We start from the raw sequence: 20,217 nt of genomic DNA on the forward strand, positions 1-20,217 counted from the left end.
AACTCAAACTTTTAATGAGAGTTTGATCCTGGCTCAGGACGAACGCTGGCGGCGTGCCTAATACATGCAAGTAGAACGCTGAAGGAAGGAGCTTGCTCTTTCCGGATGAGTTGCGAACGGGTGAGTAACGCGTAGGTAACCTGCCTGGTAGCGGGGGATAACTATTGGAAACGATAGCTAATACCGCATAACAGTAGATATCGCATGATAACTACTTGAAAGGTGCAATTGCACCACTACCAGATGGACCTGCGTTGTATTAGCTAGTTGGTGAGGTAACGGCTCACCAAGGCAACGATACATAGCCGACCTGAGAGGGTGATCGGCCACACTGGGACTGAGACACGGCCCAGACTCCTACGGGAGGCAGCAGTAGGGAATCTTCGGCAATGGACGGAAGTCTGACCGAGCAACGCCGCGTGAGTGAAGAAGGTTTTCGGATCGTAAAGCTCTGTTGTAAGAGAAGAACGAGTGTGAGAGTGGAAAGTTCACACTGTGACGGTATCTTACCAGAAAGGGACGGCTAACTACGTGCCAGCAGCCGCGGTAATACGTAGGTCCCGAGCGTTGTCCGGATTTATTGGGCGTAAAGCGAGCGCAGGCGGTTAGATAAGTCTGAAGTTAAAGGCTGTGGCTTAACCATAGTACGCTTTGGAAACTGTTTAACTTGAGTGCAAGAGGGGAGAGTGGAATTCCATGTGTAGCGGTGAAATGCGTAGATATATGGAGGAACACCGGTGGCGAAAGCGGCTCTCTGGCTTGTAACTGACGCTGAGGCTCGAAAGCGTGGGGAGCAAACAGGATTAGATACCCTGGTAGTCCACGCCGTAAACGATGAGTGCTAGGTGTTAGACCCTTTCCGGGGTTTAGTGCCGTAGCTAACGCATTAAGCACTCCGCCTGGGGAGTACGACCGCAAGGTTGAAACTCAAAGGAATTGACGGGGGCCCGCACAAGCGGTGGAGCATGTGGTTTAATTCGAAGCAACGCGAAGAACCTTACCAGGTCTTGACATCCCTCTGACCGCTCTAGAGATAGAGTTTTCCTTCGGGACAGAGGTGACAGGTGGTGCATGGTTGTCGTCAGCTCGTGTCGTGAGATGTTGGGTTAAGTCCCGCAACGAGCGCAACCCCTATTGTTAGTTGCCATCATTCAGTTGGGCACTCTAGCGAGACTGCCGGTAATAAACCGGAGGAAGGTGGGGATGACGTCAAATCATCATGCCCCTTATGACCTGGGCCACACACGTGCTACAATGGTTGGTACAACGAGTCGCAAGCCGGTGACGGCAAGCTAATCTCTTAAAGCCAATCTCAGTTCGGATTGTAGGCTGCAACTCGCCTACATGAAGTCGGAATCGCTAGTAATCGCGGATCAGCACGCCGCGGTGAATACGTTCCCGGGCCTTGTACACACCGCCCGTCACACCACGAGAGTTTGTAACACCCGAAGTCGGTGAGGTAACCTTTTAGGAGCCAGCCGCCTAAGGTGGGATAGATGATTGGGGTGAAGTCGTAACAAGGTAGCCGTATCGGAAGGTGCGGCTGGATCACCTCCTTTCTAAGGATAAGGAATGCACATTGGTCTTGTTTAGTCTTGAGAGGTCTTGTGGGGCCTTAGCTCAGCTGGGAGAGCGCCTGCTTTGCACGCAGGAGGTCAGCGGTTCGATCCCGCTAGGCTCCATTGGTGAGAGATCACCAAGTAATGCACATTGAAAATTGAATATCTATATCAAATAGTAACAAGAAAATAAACCGAAAACGCTGTAGTATTAATAAGAGTTTATGACTGAAAGGTCAAAAAAGTAAGGTTAAGTTAATAAGGGCGCACGGTGGATGCCTTGGCACTAGGAGCCGAAGAAGGACGTGACAAACGACGATATGCCTTGGGTAGCTGTAAGTAAGCGATGATCCAGGGATTTCCGAATGGGGGAACCCAACAGGTACTACCTGTTACCCATATCTGTTAAGGATATGAGGAGGAAGACGCAGTGAACTGAAACATCTAAGTAGCTGCAGGAAGAGAAAGCAAAAGCGATTGCCTTAGTAGCGGCGAGCGAAACGGCAGGAGGGCAAACCGAAGAGTTTACTCTTCGGGGTTGTAGGACTGCAATGTGGACTCAAAGACTATAGAAGAATGACATGGGAAGGTCAGCCAAAGAGAGTGAGAGCCTCGTATTTAAAATAGTCTTTGTACCTAGCAGTATCCTGAGTACGGCGAGACACGTGAAATCTCGTCGGAATCTGGGAGGACCATCTCCCAACCCTAAATACTCCCTAGTGACCGATAGTGAACCAGTACCGTGAGGGAAAGGTGAAAAGCACCCCGGGAGGGGAGTGAAATAGAACCTGAAACCGTGTGCCTACAACAAGTTCGAGCCCGTTAATGGGTGAGAGCGTGCCTTTTGTAGAATGAACCGGCGAGTTACGATATGATGCGAGGTTAAGTTGAAGAGACGGAGCCGTAGGGAAACCGAGTCTGAATAGGGCGCTTTAGTATTATGTCGTAGACCCGAAACCATGTGACCTACCCATGAGCAGGTTGAAGGTGCGGTAAGACGCACTGGAGGACCGAACCAGGGCACGTTGAAAAGTGCTTGGATGACTTGTGGGTAGCGGAGAAATTCCAAACGAACTTGGAGATAGCTGGTTCTCTCCGAAATAGCTTTAGGGCTAGCGTCGACATCAAGATTCTTGGAGGTAGAGCACTGTTTGGGTGAGGGGTCCATCCCGGATTACCAATCTCAGATAAACTCCGAATGCCAATGAATTATGGTCGGCAGTCAGACTGCGAGTGCTAAGATCCGTAGTCGAAAGGGAAACAGCCCAGACCACCAGCTAAGGTCCCAAAATAATTGTTAAGTGGAAAAGGATGTGGGGTTGCACAGACAACTAGGATGTTAGCTTAGAAGCAGCTATTCATTCAAAGAGTGCGTAATAGCTCACTAGTCGAGTGACCCTGCGCCGAAAATGTACCGGGGCTAAAACAATTTACCGAAGCTGTGGATACCTTTATAGGTATGGTAGGAGAGCGTTCTATGTGTGGAGAAGGTGTACCGTGAGGAGCGCTGGAACGCATAGAAGTGAGAATGCCGGTATGAGTAGCGAAAGACAGGTGAGAATCCTGTCCACCGTAAGACTAAGGTTTCCAGGGGAAGGCTCGTCCGCCCTGGGTTAGTCGGGACCTAAGGAGAGACCGAAAGGTGTATCCGATGGACAACAGGTTGATATTCCTGTACTAGAGTATGTAGTGATGGAGGGACGCAGTAGGCTAACTAAAGCAGACGATTGGAAGTGTCTGTCTAAGCAGTGAGGTGTGAATTGAGTTAAATGCTTAATTCTATAACATTGAGCTGTGATGGGGAGCGAAGTTTAGTAGCGAAGTTAGTGACGTCACACTGCCAAGAAAAGCTTCTAGCGTTTAAACATACTCTACCCGTACCGCAAACCGACACAGGTAGTCGAGGCGAGTAGCCTCAGGTGAGCGAGAGAACTCTCGTTAAGGAACTCGGCAAAATGACCCCGTAACTTCGGGAGAAGGGGTGCTGACTTTAAGTCAGCCGCAGTGAATAGGCCCAAGCAACTGTTTATCAAAAACACAGCTCTCTGCTAAATCGTAAGATGATGTATAGGGGGTGACGCCTGCCCGGTGCTGGAAGGTTAAGAGGAGTGCTTAGAGGTAACTCGAAGGTATGAATTGAAGCCCCAGTAAACGGCGGCCGTAACTATAACGGTCCTAAGGTAGCGAAATTCCTTGTCGGGTAAGTTCCGACCCGCACGAAAGGCGTAATGATTTGGGCACTGTCTCAACGAGAGACTCGGTGAAATTTTAGTACCTGTGAAGATGCAGGTTACCCGCGACAGGACGGAAAGACCCCATGGAGCTTTACTGCAGTTTGATATTGAGTGTCTGTACCACATGTACAGGATAGGTAGGAGTCTATGAGATCGGGACGCTAGTTTCGAAGGAGACGATGTTGGGATACTACCCTTGTGTTATGGCCACTCTAACCCGGATAGGTGATCCCTATCGGAGACAGTGTCTGACGGGCAGTTTGACTGGGGCGGTCGCCTCCTAAAAGGTAACGGAGGCGCCCAAAGGTTCCCTCAGAATGGTTGGAAATCATTCGCAGAGTGTAAAGGTATAAGGGAGCTTGACTGCGAGAGCTACAACTCGAGCAGGGACGAAAGTCGGGCTTAGTGATCCGGTGGTTCCGTATGGAAGGGCCATCGCTCAACGGATAAAAGCTACCCTGGGGATAACAGGCTTATCTCCCCCAAGAGTTCACATCGACGGGGAGGTTTGGCACCTCGATGTCGGCTCGTCGCATCCTGGGGCTGTAGTCGGTCCCAAGGGTTGGGCTGTTCGCCCATTAAAGCGGCACGCGAGCTGGGTTCAGAACGTCGTGAGACAGTTCGGTCCCTATCCGTCGCGGGCGTAGGAAATTTGAGAGGATCTGCTCCTAGTACGAGAGGACCAGAGTGGACTTACCGCTGGTGTACCAGTTGTCTTGCCAAAGGCATCGCTGGGTAGCTATGTAGGGAAGGGATAAACGCTGAAAGCATCTAAGTGTGAAACCCACCTCAAGATGAGATTTCCCATGATTTTATATCAGTAAGAGCCCTGAGAGATGATCAGGTAGATAGGTTAGAAGTGGAAGTGTGGCGACACATGTAGCGGACTAATACTAATAGCTCGAGGACTTATCCAAAGTAACTGAGAATACGAAAGCGTAAGGTTTTCTTGGAATTTGATAGATATTCAATTTTGAGTAGGTATTACTCAGAGTTAAGTGACGATAGCCTAGGAGATACACCTGTACCCATGCCGAACACAGAAGTTAAGCCCTAGAACGCCGGAAGTAGTTGGGGGTTGCCCCCTGTGAGATATGGAAGTCGCTTAGCTCGAGGGAGTTTAGCTCAGCTGGGAGAGCATCTGCCTTACAAGCAGAGGGTCAGCGGTTCGATCCCGTTAACTCCCATAGGTCCCGTAGTGTAGCGGTTATCACGTCGCCCTGTCACGGCGAAGATCGCGGGTTCGATTCCCGTCGGGACCGTAATAACGAAAGTTATTTGACTCGTTAGCTCAGTTGGTAGAGCAATTGACTTTTAATCAATGGGTCACTGGTTCGAGCCCAGTACGGGTCATATTTGCGGGTTTGGCGGAATTGGCAGACGCACCAGATTTAGGATCTGGCGCTTAACGGCGTGGGGGTTCAAGTCCCTTAACCCGCATAATAGAAATCAGCCGGCTTAGCTCAGTTGGTAGAGCATCTGATTTGTAATCAGAGGGTCGCGTGTTCAAGTCATGTAGCCGGCATTTTTTTTAATATAAACCAGAGTCGATGCGAACGTAGTTCAGTGGTAGAACACCACCTTGCCAAGGTGGGGGTCGCGGGTTCGAATCCCGTCGTTCGCTTATAGAGGCCGGGGTGGCGGAACTGGCAGACGCACAGGACTTAAAATCCTGCGATTGGTAACGATCGTACCGGTTCGATTCCGGTCCTCGGCATATATTGAAGAGCACCCTTAGCTCAACTGGATAGAGTACCTGACTACGAATCAGGCGGTTAGAGGTTCGACTCCTCTAGGGTGCATTAAACATTTAATTCGGGAAGTAGCTCAGCTTGGTAGAGTACTTGGTTTGGGACCAAGGTGTCGCAGGTTCGAATCCTGTCTTCCCGATTGATGGCGGTGTAGCTCAGCTGGCTAGAGCGTCCGGTTCATACCCGGGAGGTCGGGGGTTCGATCCCCTTCGCCGCTATAATGATCTTGTTGGACCTTTAGCTCAGCTGGTTAGAGCTCTCGGCTCATAACCGAGTGGTCGTAGGTTCAAGTCCTACAAGGTCCATTGGAATGATGGAGGATTACCCAAGTCCGGCTGAAGGGAACGGTCTTGAAAACCGTCAGGCGTGTAAAAGCGTGCGTGGGTTCGAATCCCACATCCTCCTTTATTTATTATTAACGCGGGATGGAGCAGCTCGGTAGCTCGTCGGGCTCATAACCCGAAGGTCGTAGGTTCAAATCCTGCTCCCGCAATATTGGCTCGGTAGCTCAGTTGGTAGAGCAATGGATTGAAGCTCCATGTGTCGGCGGTTCGATTCCGTCTCGCGCCATATTTTTATATATTTATGCGGGTGTAGTTTAGTGGTAAAACTACAGCCTTCCAAGCTGTTGTCGCGAGTTCGATTCTCGTCACCCGCTTTGAACTTTGTTCATTACCAAGTTTTTAACTTGGGCGCGTAGCTCAGGTGGTTAGAGCGCACGCCTGATAAGCGTGAGGTCGGTGGTTCGAGTCCACTCGTGCCCATTAATAGGAGAATTACTCAAGAGGCTGAAGAGGACGGTTTGCTAAATCGTTAGGTCGGGTAACCGGCGCAAGGGTTCGAATCCCTTATTCTCCGTAATGAAAGAGCTTTTTAGCTCTTTTTTTATTTTCCCATTTTTCATATTTTAAATTAGTTATTGTTTTTTAAGTTTTATTCTTTTATGTTAAAGTTTTTTATATTTGATATAATGTAAGAGAGATTTAAGCATTATTTTTCTGTAACTACTAAGGAGAATGCTATGGAGAATAAAAAAGTATTAGGATCTTTCTTTGTTCTTGTTCTAAGTTTATTTACATTTGGTTGTAGGAGTCAAAATGTTGAAATTTCTAGTAAGGATAGCAGCTTATCGTCTTCTACTAGTCAGTCTACAACGAATGAATCATCTAAGAAAGATTATAAAGAATTATACAAGCCGATTTTTGATGATTACCAAAAAATTCTTTCTACACCTAAGGATACAGCTAAAATTCTAGATCTTTATAAAAATCTGAATACAACTGATCGGCCTATTGATAGTTGGGCACTTGAAAATGCAGTTTATCAAGCGGATAAGATGCGCTATGTCTATACAGATCTTAATCAAGATGGTGTAGAGGAATTGCTAATCGGTGTTGAGCAATCTAGTGGTGGTTATTTTATTTCGGGGCTTTATTATTTAGTAAATGAGAAACCGGTACTTCTAGCAGAAGGTTTTGTAGCAGGTCATGGTGGTGCTAGAAATGCTATGAATATCTATCAGAGCGGTGATATCTTAGAATTAAGTTGGTCCTCTGGAACAGGTGAAGGTAGAGGAGTGCTGTATCATCTAAATGTAAATCGGCAAGCTGCAAGTAAACTACAAGAACAGGATATTCGAGTTCCTGGGAATAAAAGTTTGCACTCTGACTTTGGTAAGACAGAAGCCGAATTAATGAACTTCAAGCAACTATATTGGCAGAAATTTGAAAGCTCTACTAGCACGACAATTTCGGGAGAAAAGCAGAAAGCACCATGGAATCCCAACAAATCTGCCAAACTAGAAGCTTTTATAAAGGGCTGGGGAGAAAGACTAGGACAACCCAATTACCAAAAGGGAATCGCAGGAGGAGATGTGGGGGCTGACCATCTCTATACACTTAGGGATGATGGACCAAGTGAGAAAATGAATGCTGAGTATACGGATACAGGTCTAGGAAATGCCCAGTACCGAATTGTAGAGCGTTATAGTAATTGGGATAAATACCCAGATGTGCATAGTTACTTCTTTGCGATAACTAACACAGGAGAAACGATTGTTTTTCATTCACCAACGACAAATGGTGGAATCATGTACTTAAAACCGACAGAAAATACAGAGATCCAAGCAGAGTTTAAACGTTTGGTAGAAGAAGAGTAAAAGAAAAAGAGTTTAGTTTTGACTAGACTCTATTTTTTAATATCTCTTTCTATCATTTTCATACTCTTTGAGTATTTAATGGTATACTAGGGTTACATAAAATTATAAAGTATTATTTGATGATAGTATAATTTAGGAGAATATGATCTATGATTAAAGGTGTAAAGTTTCGTAGTATTTTTTATAGATATGTTTTATTTATAATTGTTTTGTTTTTTCTAGGCTTTAATCAAATTGTTGGTCGAGGATTTCAAACGATAACATTTTATGATTACACTTTTAGTTTTGATCAAACACAGTTAGTGTATTTCCTTCTTTTATTGCTTTTACTTGGTATCGGCATACATTTTCTTTTTCCTTGGAAATTTTATATTACACAGGAGGGTATTTACCTTAGAAGATTTGATTTATTAGTTCCTTGGAGTGATATCAGTGGAGTTTCCCATGTTTGGATTAACAAAGCGAGTAATTTTAGCAGAGGGCTTGTTTTTTATAACAATAAATGTTTAGTTTTCTATCGCCATGATTACAAGCCAATTTGTATCTATAATATTTCTATATTGGCTTTATTTGCTGTCAAACTCTTTAATCCTCAGATAAAGACGAATATCTTATCGGCTAGTTTTGCTACGGGTTTCAATATTCTATTGAATACATCAATTGTCTGTTACCTTTACTTTCTTGATTTAAAAACTCTTAGTTTTAGTTATTTTTTACTTTTTTGCTTACTCTACTTTATAAAAATTTTTATCATTCCTTTATGCTTGGTTTCTAGTCAAAATTCTAAGTATGGTCCTTATCTGGTCCATAGTAGTTTCTTTAAGAGGAATGCTTCAGATGTGATTCATGTTTAATTTTATAAAAATGATGACTTTCTACTTTTGGGTAGGAAGTTTTTTATTATTTCTATATCGAAATAGTTTACAGATGAAGGTTTTCTTTGACAATGTAATTCAAATAGCTGCGAGGGTTTAGCTTTGTTTAGCCGATCTTGTGCTCATGCAGGAGCACAAGACAGGTTAGGACAAAGGCCTTTAACCTATATTCCGCACAGGAGAAATTGGCTTTTCAAATGAAGAGGTAGCCAAGAGATGGTTATACAGTTTCAGAACTAACTCCCTGATATGACAGTTGTACTCAATATTTTTATGGATTTTAATTATGAGATTTATTCAGACTTATTAAAAAAACATTTCTATATCGAAATAATTGACAGTTGAAAGGGAAAGAGGTAGAATATAGAAAGTTCGATATAGAACAAAAAGGAGACAAAATGGACAAGATGTTAGGTGGCTATCAAGCTCTACAGATTCGCTTGTTGAATGGTCGTATCTTTCAAAAACTCTTGAGCAAGGAACCAGATTCTCAATACAGAAGTGAACAGGGAAAAATTTTAGCGATTTTGTGGAAGCAAGAGTTGGGGTGTGCTACTGCGACCGATATCGCTCTTGCGACGGGTCTAGCCAATAATACATTGACCAGTATGGTTAAGAAATTGGAAGAACAAGGTTTGGTCACGATTCAACCTTGCACGCAGGATAAAAGAAAAAAATATATCTCTTTGACAGACCTCGGTTGGGCACAAAAAGAAATTGGAGACCGTGTCAGTTGGGAACTGGGAGAGATTTTCTACCAAGGATTTTCCAATCAAGAAATTAGAGAATTTGAAGCCTATCAAGAGCGTATTATCACAAATCTAAAAGCTAAAGAAAATGAGATGTAAAAAAGAGGAATACCTTATGAAAGCAGTTGTTGTAAGAACTCCAGGTGGGCCAGATGTATTAGAAGTTGTCGAACGACCAAAACCAGTCCTGAAGGCAGGTTGGACCTTGGTGAAAATTCAAGGATTTGGTATCAATCACAGTGAAATTTTTACCCGTCAGGGTCTATCACCGTCAGTTCAATTTCCTCGAGTTTTGGGGATTGAATGTGTCGGTCTTGTGGAAGAAACGACTCGATCGGATTTGAAGATTGGACAGCAAATCATTTCCATTATGGGGGAGATGGGGCGAGCCTTTGACGGTGGTTATGCCGAGTATGTCTTGCTCCCTGATAGCCAAGTTTATCCAGTAACTAGCAATCTCGATCTGGAGAGTCTGATTGCCCTTCCTGAGACCTATTACACAGCTTTTGGCTCTTTTCTTAATCTCAAAATTGAGGAGAAAGATTGCGTGTTAGTTCGCGGAGCAACCAGTGGTGTAGGAATTGCTTTTGCTAAACTGCTTAAAGGAAAATTTCCTGAGATTCACTTGGTAGGAACTAGCCGAAATTTAGCCAAGGAAGGTCAATTGAAGGCGGTTGGATTTGATCATGTGATTTTGGAGAAGGATGGCGTTTTGCAAAGTGAGGAGTCTTTCACAAAAATTCTAGATCTAGTGGGACCTCGCCATATCAAAGATAGTATCCATCACTTAAGTGAAGGAGGAATTATCTGCTCTTGTGGTCAATTAGGTGGCCAGTGGACCTTGGCTGATTTTGATCCAATTGTTGAATTGGCGAAGAATGTTTATTTAACGACCTTTTATTCGGGGACTGTTTCAAATGAAAAACTCCAAGAGTTGATTGATTTTGTGGAATTGTATCAAGTGGATGTCCGGCCTGAGAAGGTTTATAGGCTAGAAGAGATACAAGAAGCGCACACCTATCTTGAAAGTATCCAGTCCTTCGGGAAAGTAATTGTGAAAATTGAGGAAGAATATGATTGAATATAAAAATGTAGTCCTGCGCTACACGGATAAGGACATTTTAAAAGATGTCAATCTCCGTATTGAAAATGGAGAATTCATGGTGCTAGTGGGTCCTTCAGGATCTGGTAAGACCACCATGATTAAGATGGTGAACCGACTCTTGGAGCCGACAGATGGCAATATCTATATGGATGGAAAACGCATTAAGGACTATGATGAACGGGAGTTACGTCTCAGTACCGGCTATGTCCTCCAAGCCATTGCCCTATTTCCTAACTTGACGGTTGCGGAAAATATAGCTCTCATTCCTGAGATGAAGGGCTGGAGCAAAGAGCAAATCGCTTCTAAAACAGAAGAACTCTTGAACAAGGTAGGCCTGCCTGCTGCAGAGTATGCTCATCGGTTACCAAGCGAGTTATCTGGTGGGGAGCAACAGCGGATTGGGATTGTACGGGCCATTATTGGGGAACCCAAAATTCTATTGATGGATGAGCCGTTTTCAGCTTTGGATGCCATCTCTAGCAAGCAGTTGCAGGCTCTTACCAAAGATTTACATAAAGAATTCGGTATGACCACCATCTTCGTAACACATGATACGGACGAGGCCTTAAAATTAGGGGATCGAATTGCAGTTTTGCAGGATGGAGAAATTCGCCAGGTCGCAGAACCTGAAACAATTTTACAAGCGCCTGCGACAGACTTTGTAGCAAACTTGTTTGGAGGTAGCCTTCATGTCTAATTTGATTTCAACCTTTCAAGAGCGATTTAGTGAATGGGTAACAGCTCTAGGACAACACTTACAATTATCTCTTTTGACCTTATTGGTCGCTATTTTTCTGACCATCCCACTTGCGGTTTATCTAAATGGTCACAAAAAAGTAGCGACCTGGGTGCTACAAGTTGCAGGTATCTTCCAGACCATTCCTTCAATGGCTTTGTTGGGGCTCTTTATTCCTTTCATGGGGATTGGAACCTTACCAGCCCTCACAGCCCTTGTCATTTACGCTATTTTCCCGATTTTAGAAAATACAATCACAGCCCTGAATGGCATTGATCCTAGTCTTGAGGAGGCAGGGATTGCTTTTGGGATGACCAAGTGGGAGCGACTCAAGAAGTTTGAAATTCCACTTGCCATGCCTGTCATTGTATCGGGGGTTCGAACAGCGACCGTTATGATTATTGGGACAGCGACTCTAGCAGCTCTTGTGGGAGCTGGTGGATTGGGCTCCTTTATCCTTTTGGGAATTGATCGTCGGAATGCTAGTCTCATTTTAATCGGAGCAATCTCATCAGCCATCTTGGCCATTCTCTTTAATGTCATACTCAAATGGTTGGAAAAGGCAAAGTTGCGTACGATTGTTTCGACCTTTGCTGTCATGGTCCTTGGTTTGGGAGTTAGTTATGTTCCAAGCATGATTCCACATAATGAGAAAGATAATCTCGTCATTGCTGGGAAGTTAGGACCTGAACCTGAGATTCTCATGAATATGTATAAACTTCTCATCGAAGAAAATACGGATATGACGGTGACGGTTAAACCCAATTTTGGGAAGACAGACTTTCTTTACCAAGCGCTGAAAAAAGGGGATATTGATATCTATCCAGAATTTTCTGGAACAGTGACAGAGAGTCTCCTCCAATCATCTCCACAAATTGGGCATGACCCAGAAAAGGTTTACGAGGTGGCTCGTGATGGTATTGCCAAACAGGATCAACTAGCCTTTCTTAAACCCATGGCTTATCAAAATACTTATGCTATAGCAGTTCCTAAAAAAATTGCGCAAGAATATGGGCTTAAGACGATTTCAGACTTGAAAAAAGTAGAAGGACAGCTCAAGGCGGGATTCACTCTGGAGTTTAATGACCGTGAGGATGGAAACAAGGGCTTGCAGTCTGTTTATGGATTGAATCTCAATGTGGCAACCATGGAGCCAGCTCTTCGCTATCAAGCCATCCAGTCAGGGGACATTCAAATTACAGATGCTTACTCAACAGATGCTGAAATTGCTCGCTATGATTTAGTGGTTTTGGAGGATGATAAACAACTCTTCCCTCCTTATCAGGGAGCACCGTTGATGAAGGAAGAATTATTGAAAAAACATCCAGAATTGGAAGCAGTCCTCAATAAACTAGCTGGTAAAATCACCGAGAGCCAGATGAGTCAGCTCAACTATAAGGTTGGTGTGGAAGGCCAATCAGCTGAAGAAGTGGCACGTGAGTTTTTGGTGCAAGAAGGGATTCTAAAGTAATAAATTCTCAAAGGATTATTGGATTAGTTGATACTCTTAACAGTAAATAAAAAAGGATCAGACGGTCCTTTTTTATTGTATCAAGACTAACAAGATAGTAAGAACCAGTGCGATTCCAATTCGAATAAGATGGTGGGCTGGATGAAAGTTTTCTTTTCGTTTGCCATTCCAATAGGCTCCGTAGCAAATCAAACCACAACCAATCAGCCAAATGAATAAAGCAACAATCGGCAAAAGGAAGTAGAGGATGAGAGATAAGGTCGCAAGGCAACTTCCTATGAACAGAAGTCGATTTCCTAGAGTGTTCTTGCCCTTTATTAATTCTGAAAGGCTGGCCAATAAATGAACAAGAGGAAAGGCAAGGGCTAAGAAGGTTGTGATGATGCTAAAAATAAGATAAAGTGAAATAGATGTTTCCTTTCTAGGATATGATTGCCTGAGTGCTATTTTTTATGACTGATTTTATGAAGAATCATAAATGAAACTACAAGATTTAAAATGATAACCAACAAGGTAAAAAGAGAGTAACCATAAAGTATAATTGGAAATTCATTTTTGAGATTGCATAGAGAAAACAAGCTCGTTAAAATGCCCGTTAACAAGCCAGGCACATATTTTCGAATAACGACTGTCTGAATCAGATGTCCGAAAACATGGTAGATATAAGCAATTACAATGGTTGCGTAAATGGTATAGTTGTTAAACCAGTAACTAAGGAAAAGCGAAAGAAGTAGGATCAAAAATTGCTCTAAGACAATAGCATTGAAAGCAAAAGGCGTGTAATAAGAAAGGATTAGATTATCTGGAAACTGCGCTGATATTTTTTTGACAAAGGATGGCATCCAAACGATTTCTTCGAGTTCGTGAAGCATGAATAGTGATGGAAATAGAAAATAAAATTGCACGCTGGTCATTGAAAATACTCCTTTCTAGTTCGAGCCCACTTTTAAAATCTCCAAATAAAACTGAATCACTTCTTGTTCGTTATAAGCTTTTCCTTTTTTCAACCACCAGCTGAGGGTTTCAATGAAGTGGCTGACGACAAAGTGTTGAAGATAGGAGGATGGAATCTTGGGATGAACTGTTTGCAAGTCTTTTGCGACCATGGGGTAGACGTGGTGTTCTAACTCTCTGTGTAATTGACGGAGGAAGTAGTCATTTTTAGAGAAAAGAAGACTGGTGACGTGGTCCTGGTTTTTCTTGAAATGTGAAAAGATATGGGCCAAATAAGCTTCTGTGGATATATTTTTCTCGCGTTCAAAAAGATGATGAAAGAGATAACGGCAGAGCTCATCTAGGAGTAATTCTTTACTTTCATAATGGCTATAAAAGGTGGAACGACCGACATCTGCTAGGTCTATTACCTCCTGAACGGTAATCGTTTCAAAACTTTTTTTATTTAGTAATTGTAAAAAAGCAGTATAGATAGCTTTTCGAGTCTTGGTAATGCGACGGTCTTGACTAGTCATATGGACACTTTGAACAAACTGTTCAGTAGCTTACAAAGTAAACAGTTTGCTCCTATCCTTTCTGTAATGAATGTTAGATAATGATAATGAACAGGATGTTCATGAATCTATTATATCAGAGGAAACAGGATTATGAAGACAAAACATGCAGTTTGGTTAGCTTTTTTCTTAAATTTGAGTTATGCTATTGTAGAGTTTATCGCAGGAGGAATTTTTGGTTCCAGTGCGGTTCTTGCTGACTCTGTCCATGATCTTGGAGATGCAATCGCAATTGGGGTATCAGCCTTTCTTGAAACTATCTCCAATCGTGAAGAAGACAGCCACTATACCTTGGGTTACAAACGGTTTAGCCTTCTAGGTGCCTTGGTAACGGCTGTGATTCTCATGACAGGGTCCGTTTTGGTCATTTTGGAAAATATAACAAAACTCTTTCATCCACAAGCGGTCAATGATGAAGGAATCCTCTGGTTAGGAATCATTGCTGTTAGCATTAATGTGCTAGCAAGTCTAGTAGTTCGTAAGGGAAAAACCAAGAATGAGTCTATTTTGAGCCTGCACTTTCTGGAAGATACTCTGGGTTGGGTGGCAGTTATCCTGATGGCCATTGTCCTCCGATTTACCGACTGGTATATTCTGGATCCGCTCTTATCTCTTGTCATTTCGATCTTTATTCTCTCAAAGGCTATTCCACGTTTTTGGTCTACACTCAAGATTTTCCTAGACGCCGTGCCAGAAGGAGTGGATATCCAGCGAGTAAAGAGTGATTTGGAGCAACTGGACCACGTTGCTAGTATCAATCAGCTCAATCTCTGGACCATGGATGGTTTGGAAAAAAATGCCATTGTCCATGTTTGTCTAAAAGAAATTGAACAGATGGAGCTTTGCAAGGAATCGATTCGAAGCATACTCAAAGATTGTGGTTTCCAAAATATCACCATTGAAGTTGATGTAGACCTAGCAACTCACCAAGCCCATAAGCGCAAGGTTGAGGAGTTGGAAGTAGATAAAAATCATGAACATCATCATTAATGAGATGTAGTATAAGTGAGCGAAAGCTTCATAAATAGTGTATACTTGAAATAAGTTAGATACAGAGAGGTAAATGCTTATGAAATCAGCAGTTTATACCAAGGCAGGTCAGGTAGGTATTGAGGAAATCAAGCGTCCAAGCATTCAAGAGGCGGATGATGTTATTATCCGTGTGGTTCGTGCTTGTGTTTGTGGTTCAGACCTATGGAGTTACCGAAATCCAGATATTAAAGCGGGTCACAAAAATAGTGGACACGAAGCAATTGGAATCGTTGAAGAAACTGGAGAGGCCATTACAACAGTCAAGCCCGGTGATTTTGTGATTGTACCATTTACTCATGGCTGTGGGGAATGCGACGCTTGTCGTGCTGGATTTGATGGTTCTTGTGACAATCATATTGGAAATAATCTAGGAGGAAATTTCCAAGCTGAATATCTCCGTTTCCACTACGCTAATTGGGCACTTGTGAAAATTCCTGGTCAACCTTCAGATTATAGCGAAGGCATGCTCAAGTCACTTTTGACACTTGCTGATGTCATGCCGACCGGTTACCATGCAGCGCGTGTGGCTAATGTGCAAAAAGGCGACAAAGTTGTCGTTATTGGGGATGGGGCTGTTGGTCAATGTGCTGTCATTGCAGCTAAGATGCGTGGCGCATCCCAAATTGTCCTTATGAGTCGCCACGAAGACCGTCAACAAATGGCCTTGGAGTCAGGCGCGACAGCAGTCGTAGCTGAGCGAGGAGAAGAAGGAATTGCCAAGGTACGTGAAATTCTTGGCGGAGGAGCAGATGCAGCACTTGAGTGTGTTGGTACTGAGGCTGCTGTTGAGCAAGCACTGGGTGTCCTTCATAATGGCGGTCGCATGGGATTTGTAGGAGTTCCACATTATAAGAATCGTGCACTTGGTTCAACCTTTATGCAAAATATCTCTGTTGCAGGTGGAGCAGCTTCTACGACAACATACGATAAACAATTCTTGCTCAAAGCTGTCCTTGACGGTGATATCAATCCAGGTCGTGTCTTTACTTCAAGTTATAAACTGGAAGATATTGACCAAGCCTATAAAGATATGGATGAGCGCAAGACTATCAAGTCTATGATTGTGATGGATTAAAAAAAGAAAATCCTAATAGAGAACTGAAAAGCTCTTATTAGGATTTTTTTATGTTCAAGTGTTGTACTTAATGCAAGGTACTTTCTCTTAACGTCAGTTTGGTTCCAAGCATAGTGAGGCTTGGAATTTTACGGCCGTGAAGGACTTCTCTGTTCAAAATATCCATTCCTGTGCGTCCCATTTCTTCGGTGTAGACTGAGATACTGGAAAGGGGTGGGAACACTTGCTTGGTTAGAATGGTATCATTAAAGGAAATAATGCTGACGCGCTCCGGTATGCTGATGCTGGCTTCTTGAAGGGCGCGAAGGGCACCAATGGCCAAGCTATCACTGGCTGCAAAAAAGGCTTGTGGAAGCTTCTCTCCTAATTTTTCGATAGCTTCTTTCATTAAATCATATCCAGATTGGGCAGTAAATAGTCCTTGGAAAATGAATTTCTCGTTATAAATTCCCTTTTCTTGTGTATAGGATTTAAAGTAACCTAAGCGTTTGTCTGCGATGACTTCTTCTTGGTCAGTAGTAGTTTCAAGGCCGGATAAGATACCAATCTTCTTAATCCCGTGGTCTGTAAAGTAATCGACTACCTGTCTAACAGCATTATTAAAATCTGTAATGACACAGGTGTGTCCCAAGGCTATGGTGTCACTATCTAGAAAAACTAGAGGTTTTTGATATTCTTCAAATGATGCAATCTGTGCTTGGCTAAATTTTCCAATACAAAGAATTCCAATGACTTCTTCGCTAAGCGTAAAAGGTTGATCATTGAAATAGCGTAAGATTTCGTAATCTAATTCTTGTGCCCTATTTTCGATTCCTAGTCGAATCTGGTAGTAGTAGAGGTCTTCCAACTCACCTTGTTCGCTGACCCATTGGATAATGGCAATCTTTTGTTTCAGTTTGTGACTTTCGCCTGTTTTGAGATGTTTGGTATAACCTAGTTCTTCGGCGACAGTTAAAATACGATGTCGGGTTTCTTCTGTGACAGATAGACTCTGATCGCGATTGAGGACACGGGATACAGTTGCGATTGAGACAGAGGCTAACTGAGCAATATCTTTGAGTGTAGCCATAATTCCCCTCCTTTTTAGGTTATTATAGCATATTTTTCTATCTTTTTACTCATAGTTTAGTAAAATATCGGTAAAAATGTTGACCAAAGCAAAACCCTTGGGTACAATAGAAGAAAACGATTACAGGATAAACTTTTTTACCTAATATTTCGTAAAAGGAGAATTCATATGACACAACATCTTACTGCTGAAGCACTTCGCAAGGATTTTCTTGCTGTTTTTGGTCAAGAAGCAGACCAAACCTTCTTTTCACCAGGGCGCATCAACTTGATTGGAGAGCATACTGACTATAACGGTGGACATGTTTTCCCAGCAGCTATCTCACTAGGAACTTATGGAGCAGCACGCAAGCGCGATGACCAAGTGTTGCGTTTCTACTCAGCAAACTTTGAGGACAAAGGCATTATCGAAGTTCCTCTGGCTGACCTTAAGTTTGAGAAGGAGCACAACTGGACTAACTATCCAAAAGGTGTCCTACATTTCTTGCAAGAAGCTGGTCATGTGATTGATAAAGGGTTTGATTTCTATGTCTATGGGAATATCCCAAATGGTGCGGGTTTGTCTTCATCTGCATCCTTAGAGCTTTTGACAGGTGTCGTGGCAGAATACCTCTTTGACCTAAAATTGGACCGTCTAGACTTAGTTAAAATCGGGAAATTGACAGAGAACAACTTTATTGGGGTTAATTCTGGTATCATGGACCAATTTGCTATCGGTATGGGGGCAGATCAACGTGCCATTTATCTGGATACAAATAGTTTAGAATATGACTTGGTTCCCCTTGATTTGAAGGACAATGTTGTTGTTATCATGAACACTAACAAACGCCGTGAACTAGCAGATTCTAAGTACAATGAACGCCGCGCTGAGTGTGAAAAAGCAGTAGAAGAACTCCAAGTGGCCTTGGACATTCAAACCTTGGGTGAATTGGATGAATGGGATTTTGATGAATATAGCTACCTGATCAAAGACGAAAATCGTTTGAAACGTGCGCGTCATGCCGTTCTTGAAAACCAACGTACACTTAAAGCACAAGCGGCTCTTCAAGCGGGAGATTTGGACAAGTTTGGTCGTTTGATGAATGCATCTCACGTTTCTCTTGAGCACGATTACGAAGTAACTGGCTTGGAATTAGATACCCTTGTTCATACAGCTTGGGCTCAAGAAGGTGTTCTCGGTGCTCGTATGACAGGAGCAGGTTTTGGTGGTTGTGCAATCGCCTTGGTTCAAAAAGACGCTGTTGAGTCCTTTAAAGAAGCTGTAGGCAAGCACTATGAAGAAATCGTTGGTTATGCTCCAAGTTTCTATATCGCTGAAGTGGCAGGTGGAACTCGCATCCTTAAATAGTCAGAAGGAGGTTTTCTAGTGACCTTAGTAGAAAATTTTGTGACCAAAGTCATTGCAGAAAGTAGCTTTGAAGAGTTGGATCGGATTTATCTGACCAATCGTGTTTTAGCGCTGGTGGGAGATGGAGTTCTTGAAGTTGAGACTGACCAAGACGATTTGATTGACCTCAAAGATCAGCTTGTCGAGGAAGCCGTTCGATTGGGAACGATTGAAGTTAGTCAGGCTGCACGTGAGATTCTCGGTGCAGACCTCATGGACTTGGTAACACCTTGTCCAAGTCAGGTTAATCGTGACTTTTGGAACACCTATGCCCAGTCACCAGAGCAGGCAATTGCAGATTTCTACCAACTCAGTCAGAGAAATGACTACATCAAACTGAAGGCTATCGCAAAGAATATTGCTTATCGTGTACCGTCTGACTACGGTGAACTAGAGATTACCATCAATCTCTCGAAGCCTGAAAAGGATCCAAAAGAGATAGCGGCAACTAAGTTGGTCAAGTCGAGCAACTATCCTCAATGTCAGCTCTGTATGGAAAATGAAGGCTACCATGGTCGTGTCAATCATCCAGCTAGAAGCAATCACCGGATTATTCGTTTTGATATTTCTGGGCAGGAGTGGGGATTCCAGTATTCGCCTTATGCGTACTTTAATGAGCACTGTATTTTCTTAGATAGCCAACATCGTCCCATGGCCATCAGTCGTCAAAGTTTTGAGCGTTTGTTAGCAATTGTAGAGCAGTTTCCGGGTTACTTTGCTGGTTCGAATGCTGATCTACCAATCGTGGGTGGTTCCATTCTGACGCACGATCATTATCAAGGTGGGCGACATGTATTCCCGATGGAAGTGGCGCCTTTACAAAAGAGCTTTACCTTTGAAGGTTCTGAATCTGTCAAAGCAGGAATTGTTCAGTGGCCTATGTCAGTGATTCGATTAACGTCGGATTCAAAAGACGATTTGACCAATCTTGCTGAGAAAATCTTACTGGCTTGGCGCCAATACTCAGATCCAAGTGTACAGGTCTTGGCAGAAAGTAATGGAACACCGCATCACACTATCACACCGATAGCCCGTAAGCGAGATGGGCAGTTTGAGTTGGACTTGGTTTTGAGAGACAATCAAACATCTCCAGAGCATCCAGATGGTATCTATCATCCCCACAAGGATGTCCAACATATCAAGAAGGAAAATATCGGCTTGATAGAGGTTATGGGATTGGCTATCTTGCCACCACGCTTGAAGGAAGAAGTGGAGCAAGTAGCAGCTTACCTGGTTGGAGAGGATGTTCTAGTAGCAGATTATCACCAAGAATGGGCGGATGAATTGAAAGAATCCCATCCTGGATTGACTGACAAAGACCAAGCTCTTAATATCGTCCAAGAATCTGTTGGAAAAATCTTTGCTCGAGTTTTGGAAGATGCAGGAGTTTACAAGCAAACAGAAGAAGGACAAGTTGCCTTTATGCGCTTTGTGGAGCAGGTTGGGATTTTACCTGAATAAGTGCTTCTCTCTTGCGTAGAGTCTTGAAAAGTAGTATCATAGTGTCGT

14 protein-coding genes, 18 tRNA genes and 3 rRNA genes are annotated in these 20,217 nt (G+C 43.3%); 31 read left to right on the top strand and 4 right to left on the bottom strand.

Going from position 1 to position 20,217, the window contains the following annotated elements; all coding sequences use genetic code 11:
- Positions 1 to 10 precede the first annotated feature (10 nt).
- The 27 genes from ACVAMZ_RS02025 to ACVAMZ_RS02155 all read left to right on the top strand — a co-directional run bounded on the left by ACVAMZ_RS02025 (position 11) and on the right by ACVAMZ_RS02155 (position 12,638).
- Positions 11 to 1,559, top strand: a 16S ribosomal RNA gene (locus ACVAMZ_RS02025).
- Between the two features lie 50 nt (positions 1,560 to 1,609).
- Positions 1,610 to 1,682, top strand: a tRNA-Ala gene (locus tag ACVAMZ_RS02030).
- Between the two features lie 125 nt (positions 1,683 to 1,807).
- Positions 1,808 to 4,710: ribosomal RNA gene (locus tag ACVAMZ_RS02035) — 23S ribosomal RNA — on the top strand.
- 77 nt (positions 4,711 to 4,787) lie between these two features.
- Positions 4,788 to 4,903: ribosomal RNA gene (gene rrf, locus ACVAMZ_RS02040) — 5S ribosomal RNA — on the top strand.
- Together the 16S, 23S and 5S rRNA genes with 18 tRNA genes alongside form the textbook arrangement of a ribosomal RNA operon.
- A gap of 4 nt (positions 4,904 to 4,907) precedes the next feature.
- Positions 4,908 to 4,980, top strand: a tRNA-Val gene (locus ACVAMZ_RS02045).
- A gap of 2 nt (positions 4,981 to 4,982) precedes the next feature.
- A tRNA-Asp gene (locus ACVAMZ_RS02050) sits at positions 4,983 to 5,055 on the top strand.
- Positions 5,056 to 5,073: 18 nt separating this feature from the next.
- Positions 5,074 to 5,146, top strand: a tRNA-Lys gene (locus tag ACVAMZ_RS02055).
- 5 nt (positions 5,147 to 5,151) lie between these two features.
- Positions 5,152 to 5,233, top strand: a tRNA-Leu gene (locus ACVAMZ_RS02060).
- A 12-nt stretch (positions 5,234 to 5,245) separates the two neighbouring features.
- Positions 5,246 to 5,318: transfer RNA gene (locus ACVAMZ_RS02065), tRNA-Thr, on the top strand.
- 27 nt (positions 5,319 to 5,345) lie between these two features.
- Positions 5,346 to 5,417 (top strand) — tRNA-Gly (locus ACVAMZ_RS02070).
- Between the two features lie 7 nt (positions 5,418 to 5,424).
- A tRNA-Leu gene (locus tag ACVAMZ_RS02075) sits at positions 5,425 to 5,510 on the top strand.
- A gap of 11 nt (positions 5,511 to 5,521) precedes the next feature.
- Positions 5,522 to 5,595, top strand: a tRNA-Arg gene (locus ACVAMZ_RS02080).
- 14 nt (positions 5,596 to 5,609) lie between these two features.
- Positions 5,610 to 5,683 (top strand) — tRNA-Pro (locus tag ACVAMZ_RS02085).
- 5 nt (positions 5,684 to 5,688) lie between these two features.
- Positions 5,689 to 5,762 (top strand) — tRNA-Met (locus ACVAMZ_RS02090).
- A 13-nt stretch (positions 5,763 to 5,775) separates the two neighbouring features.
- A tRNA-Ile gene (locus ACVAMZ_RS02095) sits at positions 5,776 to 5,849 on the top strand.
- Between the two features lie 10 nt (positions 5,850 to 5,859).
- Positions 5,860 to 5,949 (top strand) — tRNA-Ser (locus tag ACVAMZ_RS02100).
- 14 nt (positions 5,950 to 5,963) lie between these two features.
- Positions 5,964 to 6,037: transfer RNA gene (locus tag ACVAMZ_RS02105), tRNA-Met, on the top strand.
- 4 nt (positions 6,038 to 6,041) lie between these two features.
- Positions 6,042 to 6,114: transfer RNA gene (locus ACVAMZ_RS02110), tRNA-Phe, on the top strand.
- A gap of 17 nt (positions 6,115 to 6,131) precedes the next feature.
- Positions 6,132 to 6,202: transfer RNA gene (locus tag ACVAMZ_RS02115), tRNA-Gly, on the top strand.
- 32 nt (positions 6,203 to 6,234) lie between these two features.
- Positions 6,235 to 6,308: transfer RNA gene (locus ACVAMZ_RS02120), tRNA-Ile, on the top strand.
- A gap of 6 nt (positions 6,309 to 6,314) precedes the next feature.
- Positions 6,315 to 6,402: transfer RNA gene (locus ACVAMZ_RS02125), tRNA-Ser, on the top strand.
- Positions 6,403 to 6,565: 163 nt separating this feature from the next.
- A complete protein-coding gene (locus tag ACVAMZ_RS02130; RefSeq protein WP_461684891.1) occupies positions 6,566 to 7,702 on the top strand; it encodes a DUF4767 domain-containing protein in 1,137 nt (378 codons plus the stop codon).
- Positions 7,703 to 7,851: 149 nt separating this feature from the next.
- On the top strand, positions 7,852 to 8,556 hold the full coding sequence (locus ACVAMZ_RS02135; RefSeq protein ID WP_414272018.1) for a hypothetical protein: 705 nt from the start codon (positions 7,852 to 7,854) through the stop codon (positions 8,554 to 8,556).
- 419 nt (positions 8,557 to 8,975) lie between these two features.
- Positions 8,976 to 9,425 carry a MarR family winged helix-turn-helix transcriptional regulator gene (locus tag ACVAMZ_RS02140; protein WP_461684892.1) on the top strand — a complete coding sequence of 150 codons (450 nt, stop codon included), beginning with the start codon at positions 8,976 to 8,978 and terminating at the stop codon, positions 9,423 to 9,425.
- A 16-nt stretch (positions 9,426 to 9,441) separates the two neighbouring features.
- Entirely contained in the window at positions 9,442 to 10,407 is a 966-nt protein-coding gene (locus ACVAMZ_RS02145) for a zinc-binding dehydrogenase (protein ID WP_461684893.1), read from the top strand.
- Entirely contained in the window at positions 10,400 to 11,128 is a 729-nt protein-coding gene (locus tag ACVAMZ_RS02150; protein ID WP_461684894.1) for an ATP-binding cassette domain-containing protein, read from the top strand. Before ACVAMZ_RS02145 ends, ACVAMZ_RS02150 begins: the two co-directional genes overlap by 8 nt.
- Entirely contained in the window at positions 11,121 to 12,638 is a 1,518-nt protein-coding gene (locus ACVAMZ_RS02155) for an ABC transporter permease/substrate-binding protein (protein ID WP_461684895.1), read from the top strand. Before ACVAMZ_RS02150 ends, ACVAMZ_RS02155 begins: the two co-directional genes overlap by 8 nt.
- Before the next feature lie 72 nt (positions 12,639 to 12,710).
- Here ACVAMZ_RS02155 and ACVAMZ_RS02160 read toward each other — a convergent pair whose 3' ends face one another.
- Genes ACVAMZ_RS02160 through ACVAMZ_RS02170 form a run of 3 tightly spaced genes read right to left on the bottom strand, consistent with a single transcriptional unit; the run spans position 12,711 to position 14,107 of the window.
- Entirely contained in the window at positions 12,711 to 13,046 is a 336-nt protein-coding gene (locus ACVAMZ_RS02160) for a glucuronide permease (RefSeq protein WP_461685168.1), read from the bottom strand.
- A 35-nt stretch (positions 13,047 to 13,081) separates the two neighbouring features.
- Entirely contained in the window at positions 13,082 to 13,552 is a 471-nt protein-coding gene (locus ACVAMZ_RS02165) for an HXXEE domain-containing protein (RefSeq protein ID WP_070458035.1), read from the bottom strand.
- Positions 13,553 to 13,567: 15 nt separating this feature from the next.
- Positions 13,568 to 14,107 (bottom strand): TetR/AcrR family transcriptional regulator, encoded by a 540-nt coding sequence (locus tag ACVAMZ_RS02170; RefSeq protein WP_461684896.1) that lies wholly within the window; start codon positions 14,105 to 14,107, stop codon positions 13,568 to 13,570.
- Between the two features lie 132 nt (positions 14,108 to 14,239).
- Between ACVAMZ_RS02170 and ACVAMZ_RS02175 the strand changes: the two genes are divergently transcribed.
- Both ACVAMZ_RS02175 and ACVAMZ_RS02180 read left to right on the top strand, forming a co-directional pair.
- Complete coding sequence (locus tag ACVAMZ_RS02175) at positions 14,240 to 15,136, top strand: cation diffusion facilitator family transporter (protein ID WP_461684897.1); 897 nt, start codon at positions 14,240 to 14,242, stop codon at positions 15,134 to 15,136.
- Positions 15,137 to 15,215: 79 nt separating this feature from the next.
- Complete coding sequence (locus ACVAMZ_RS02180) at positions 15,216 to 16,253, top strand: zinc-binding dehydrogenase (protein ID WP_461684898.1); 1,038 nt, start codon at positions 15,216 to 15,218, stop codon at positions 16,251 to 16,253.
- 67 nt (positions 16,254 to 16,320) lie between these two features.
- Here ACVAMZ_RS02180 and ACVAMZ_RS02185 read toward each other — a convergent pair whose 3' ends face one another.
- On the bottom strand, positions 16,321 to 17,322 hold the full coding sequence (locus ACVAMZ_RS02185; protein ID WP_424848085.1) for a LacI family DNA-binding transcriptional regulator: 1,002 nt from the start codon (positions 17,320 to 17,322) through the stop codon (positions 16,321 to 16,323).
- 168 nt (positions 17,323 to 17,490) lie between these two features.
- Between ACVAMZ_RS02185 and ACVAMZ_RS02190 the strand changes: the two genes are divergently transcribed.
- Both ACVAMZ_RS02190 and ACVAMZ_RS02195 read left to right on the top strand, forming a co-directional pair.
- A complete protein-coding gene (locus ACVAMZ_RS02190; RefSeq protein ID WP_461684899.1) occupies positions 17,491 to 18,669 on the top strand; it encodes a galactokinase in 1,179 nt (392 codons plus the stop codon).
- An 18-nt stretch (positions 18,670 to 18,687) separates the two neighbouring features.
- Entirely contained in the window at positions 18,688 to 20,169 is a 1,482-nt protein-coding gene (locus ACVAMZ_RS02195) for a UDP-glucose--hexose-1-phosphate uridylyltransferase (RefSeq protein ID WP_461684900.1), read from the top strand.
- The last annotated feature ends 48 nt before the right edge of the window (positions 20,170 to 20,217 follow it).

Source organism: Streptococcus sp. KHUD_017, assembly GCF_054861245.1.

Coding starts and splice junctions, on each gene's coding strand:
- ACVAMZ_RS02180 (WP_461684898.1), top strand. CDS start 15,216: ATGAAATCAGCAGTTTATACCAAGGCAGGTCAGGTAGGTATTGAGGAA.
- ACVAMZ_RS02145 (WP_461684893.1), top strand. CDS start 9,442: ATGAAAGCAGTTGTTGTAAGAACTCCAGGTGGGCCAGATGTATTAGAA.
- ACVAMZ_RS02155 (WP_461684895.1), top strand. CDS start 11,121: ATGTCTAATTTGATTTCAACCTTTCAAGAGCGATTTAGTGAATGGGTA.
- ACVAMZ_RS02190 (WP_461684899.1), top strand. CDS start 17,491: ATGACACAACATCTTACTGCTGAAGCACTTCGCAAGGATTTTCTTGCT.
- ACVAMZ_RS02135 (WP_414272018.1), top strand. CDS start 7,852: ATGATTAAAGGTGTAAAGTTTCGTAGTATTTTTTATAGATATGTTTTA.
- ACVAMZ_RS02140 (WP_461684892.1), top strand. CDS start 8,976: ATGGACAAGATGTTAGGTGGCTATCAAGCTCTACAGATTCGCTTGTTG.
- ACVAMZ_RS02150 (WP_461684894.1), top strand. CDS start 10,400: ATGATTGAATATAAAAATGTAGTCCTGCGCTACACGGATAAGGACATT.
- ACVAMZ_RS02175 (WP_461684897.1), top strand. CDS start 14,240: ATGAAGACAAAACATGCAGTTTGGTTAGCTTTTTTCTTAAATTTGAGT.
- ACVAMZ_RS02130 (WP_461684891.1), top strand. CDS start 6,566: ATGGAGAATAAAAAAGTATTAGGATCTTTCTTTGTTCTTGTTCTAAGT.
- ACVAMZ_RS02185 (WP_424848085.1), bottom strand. CDS start 17,322: ATGGCTACACTCAAAGATATTGCTCAGTTAGCCTCTGTCTCAATCGCA.
- ACVAMZ_RS02170 (WP_461684896.1), bottom strand. CDS start 14,107: ATGACTAGTCAAGACCGTCGCATTACCAAGACTCGAAAAGCTATCTAT.
- ACVAMZ_RS02165 (WP_070458035.1), bottom strand. CDS start 13,552: ATGACCAGCGTGCAATTTTATTTTCTATTTCCATCACTATTCATGCTT.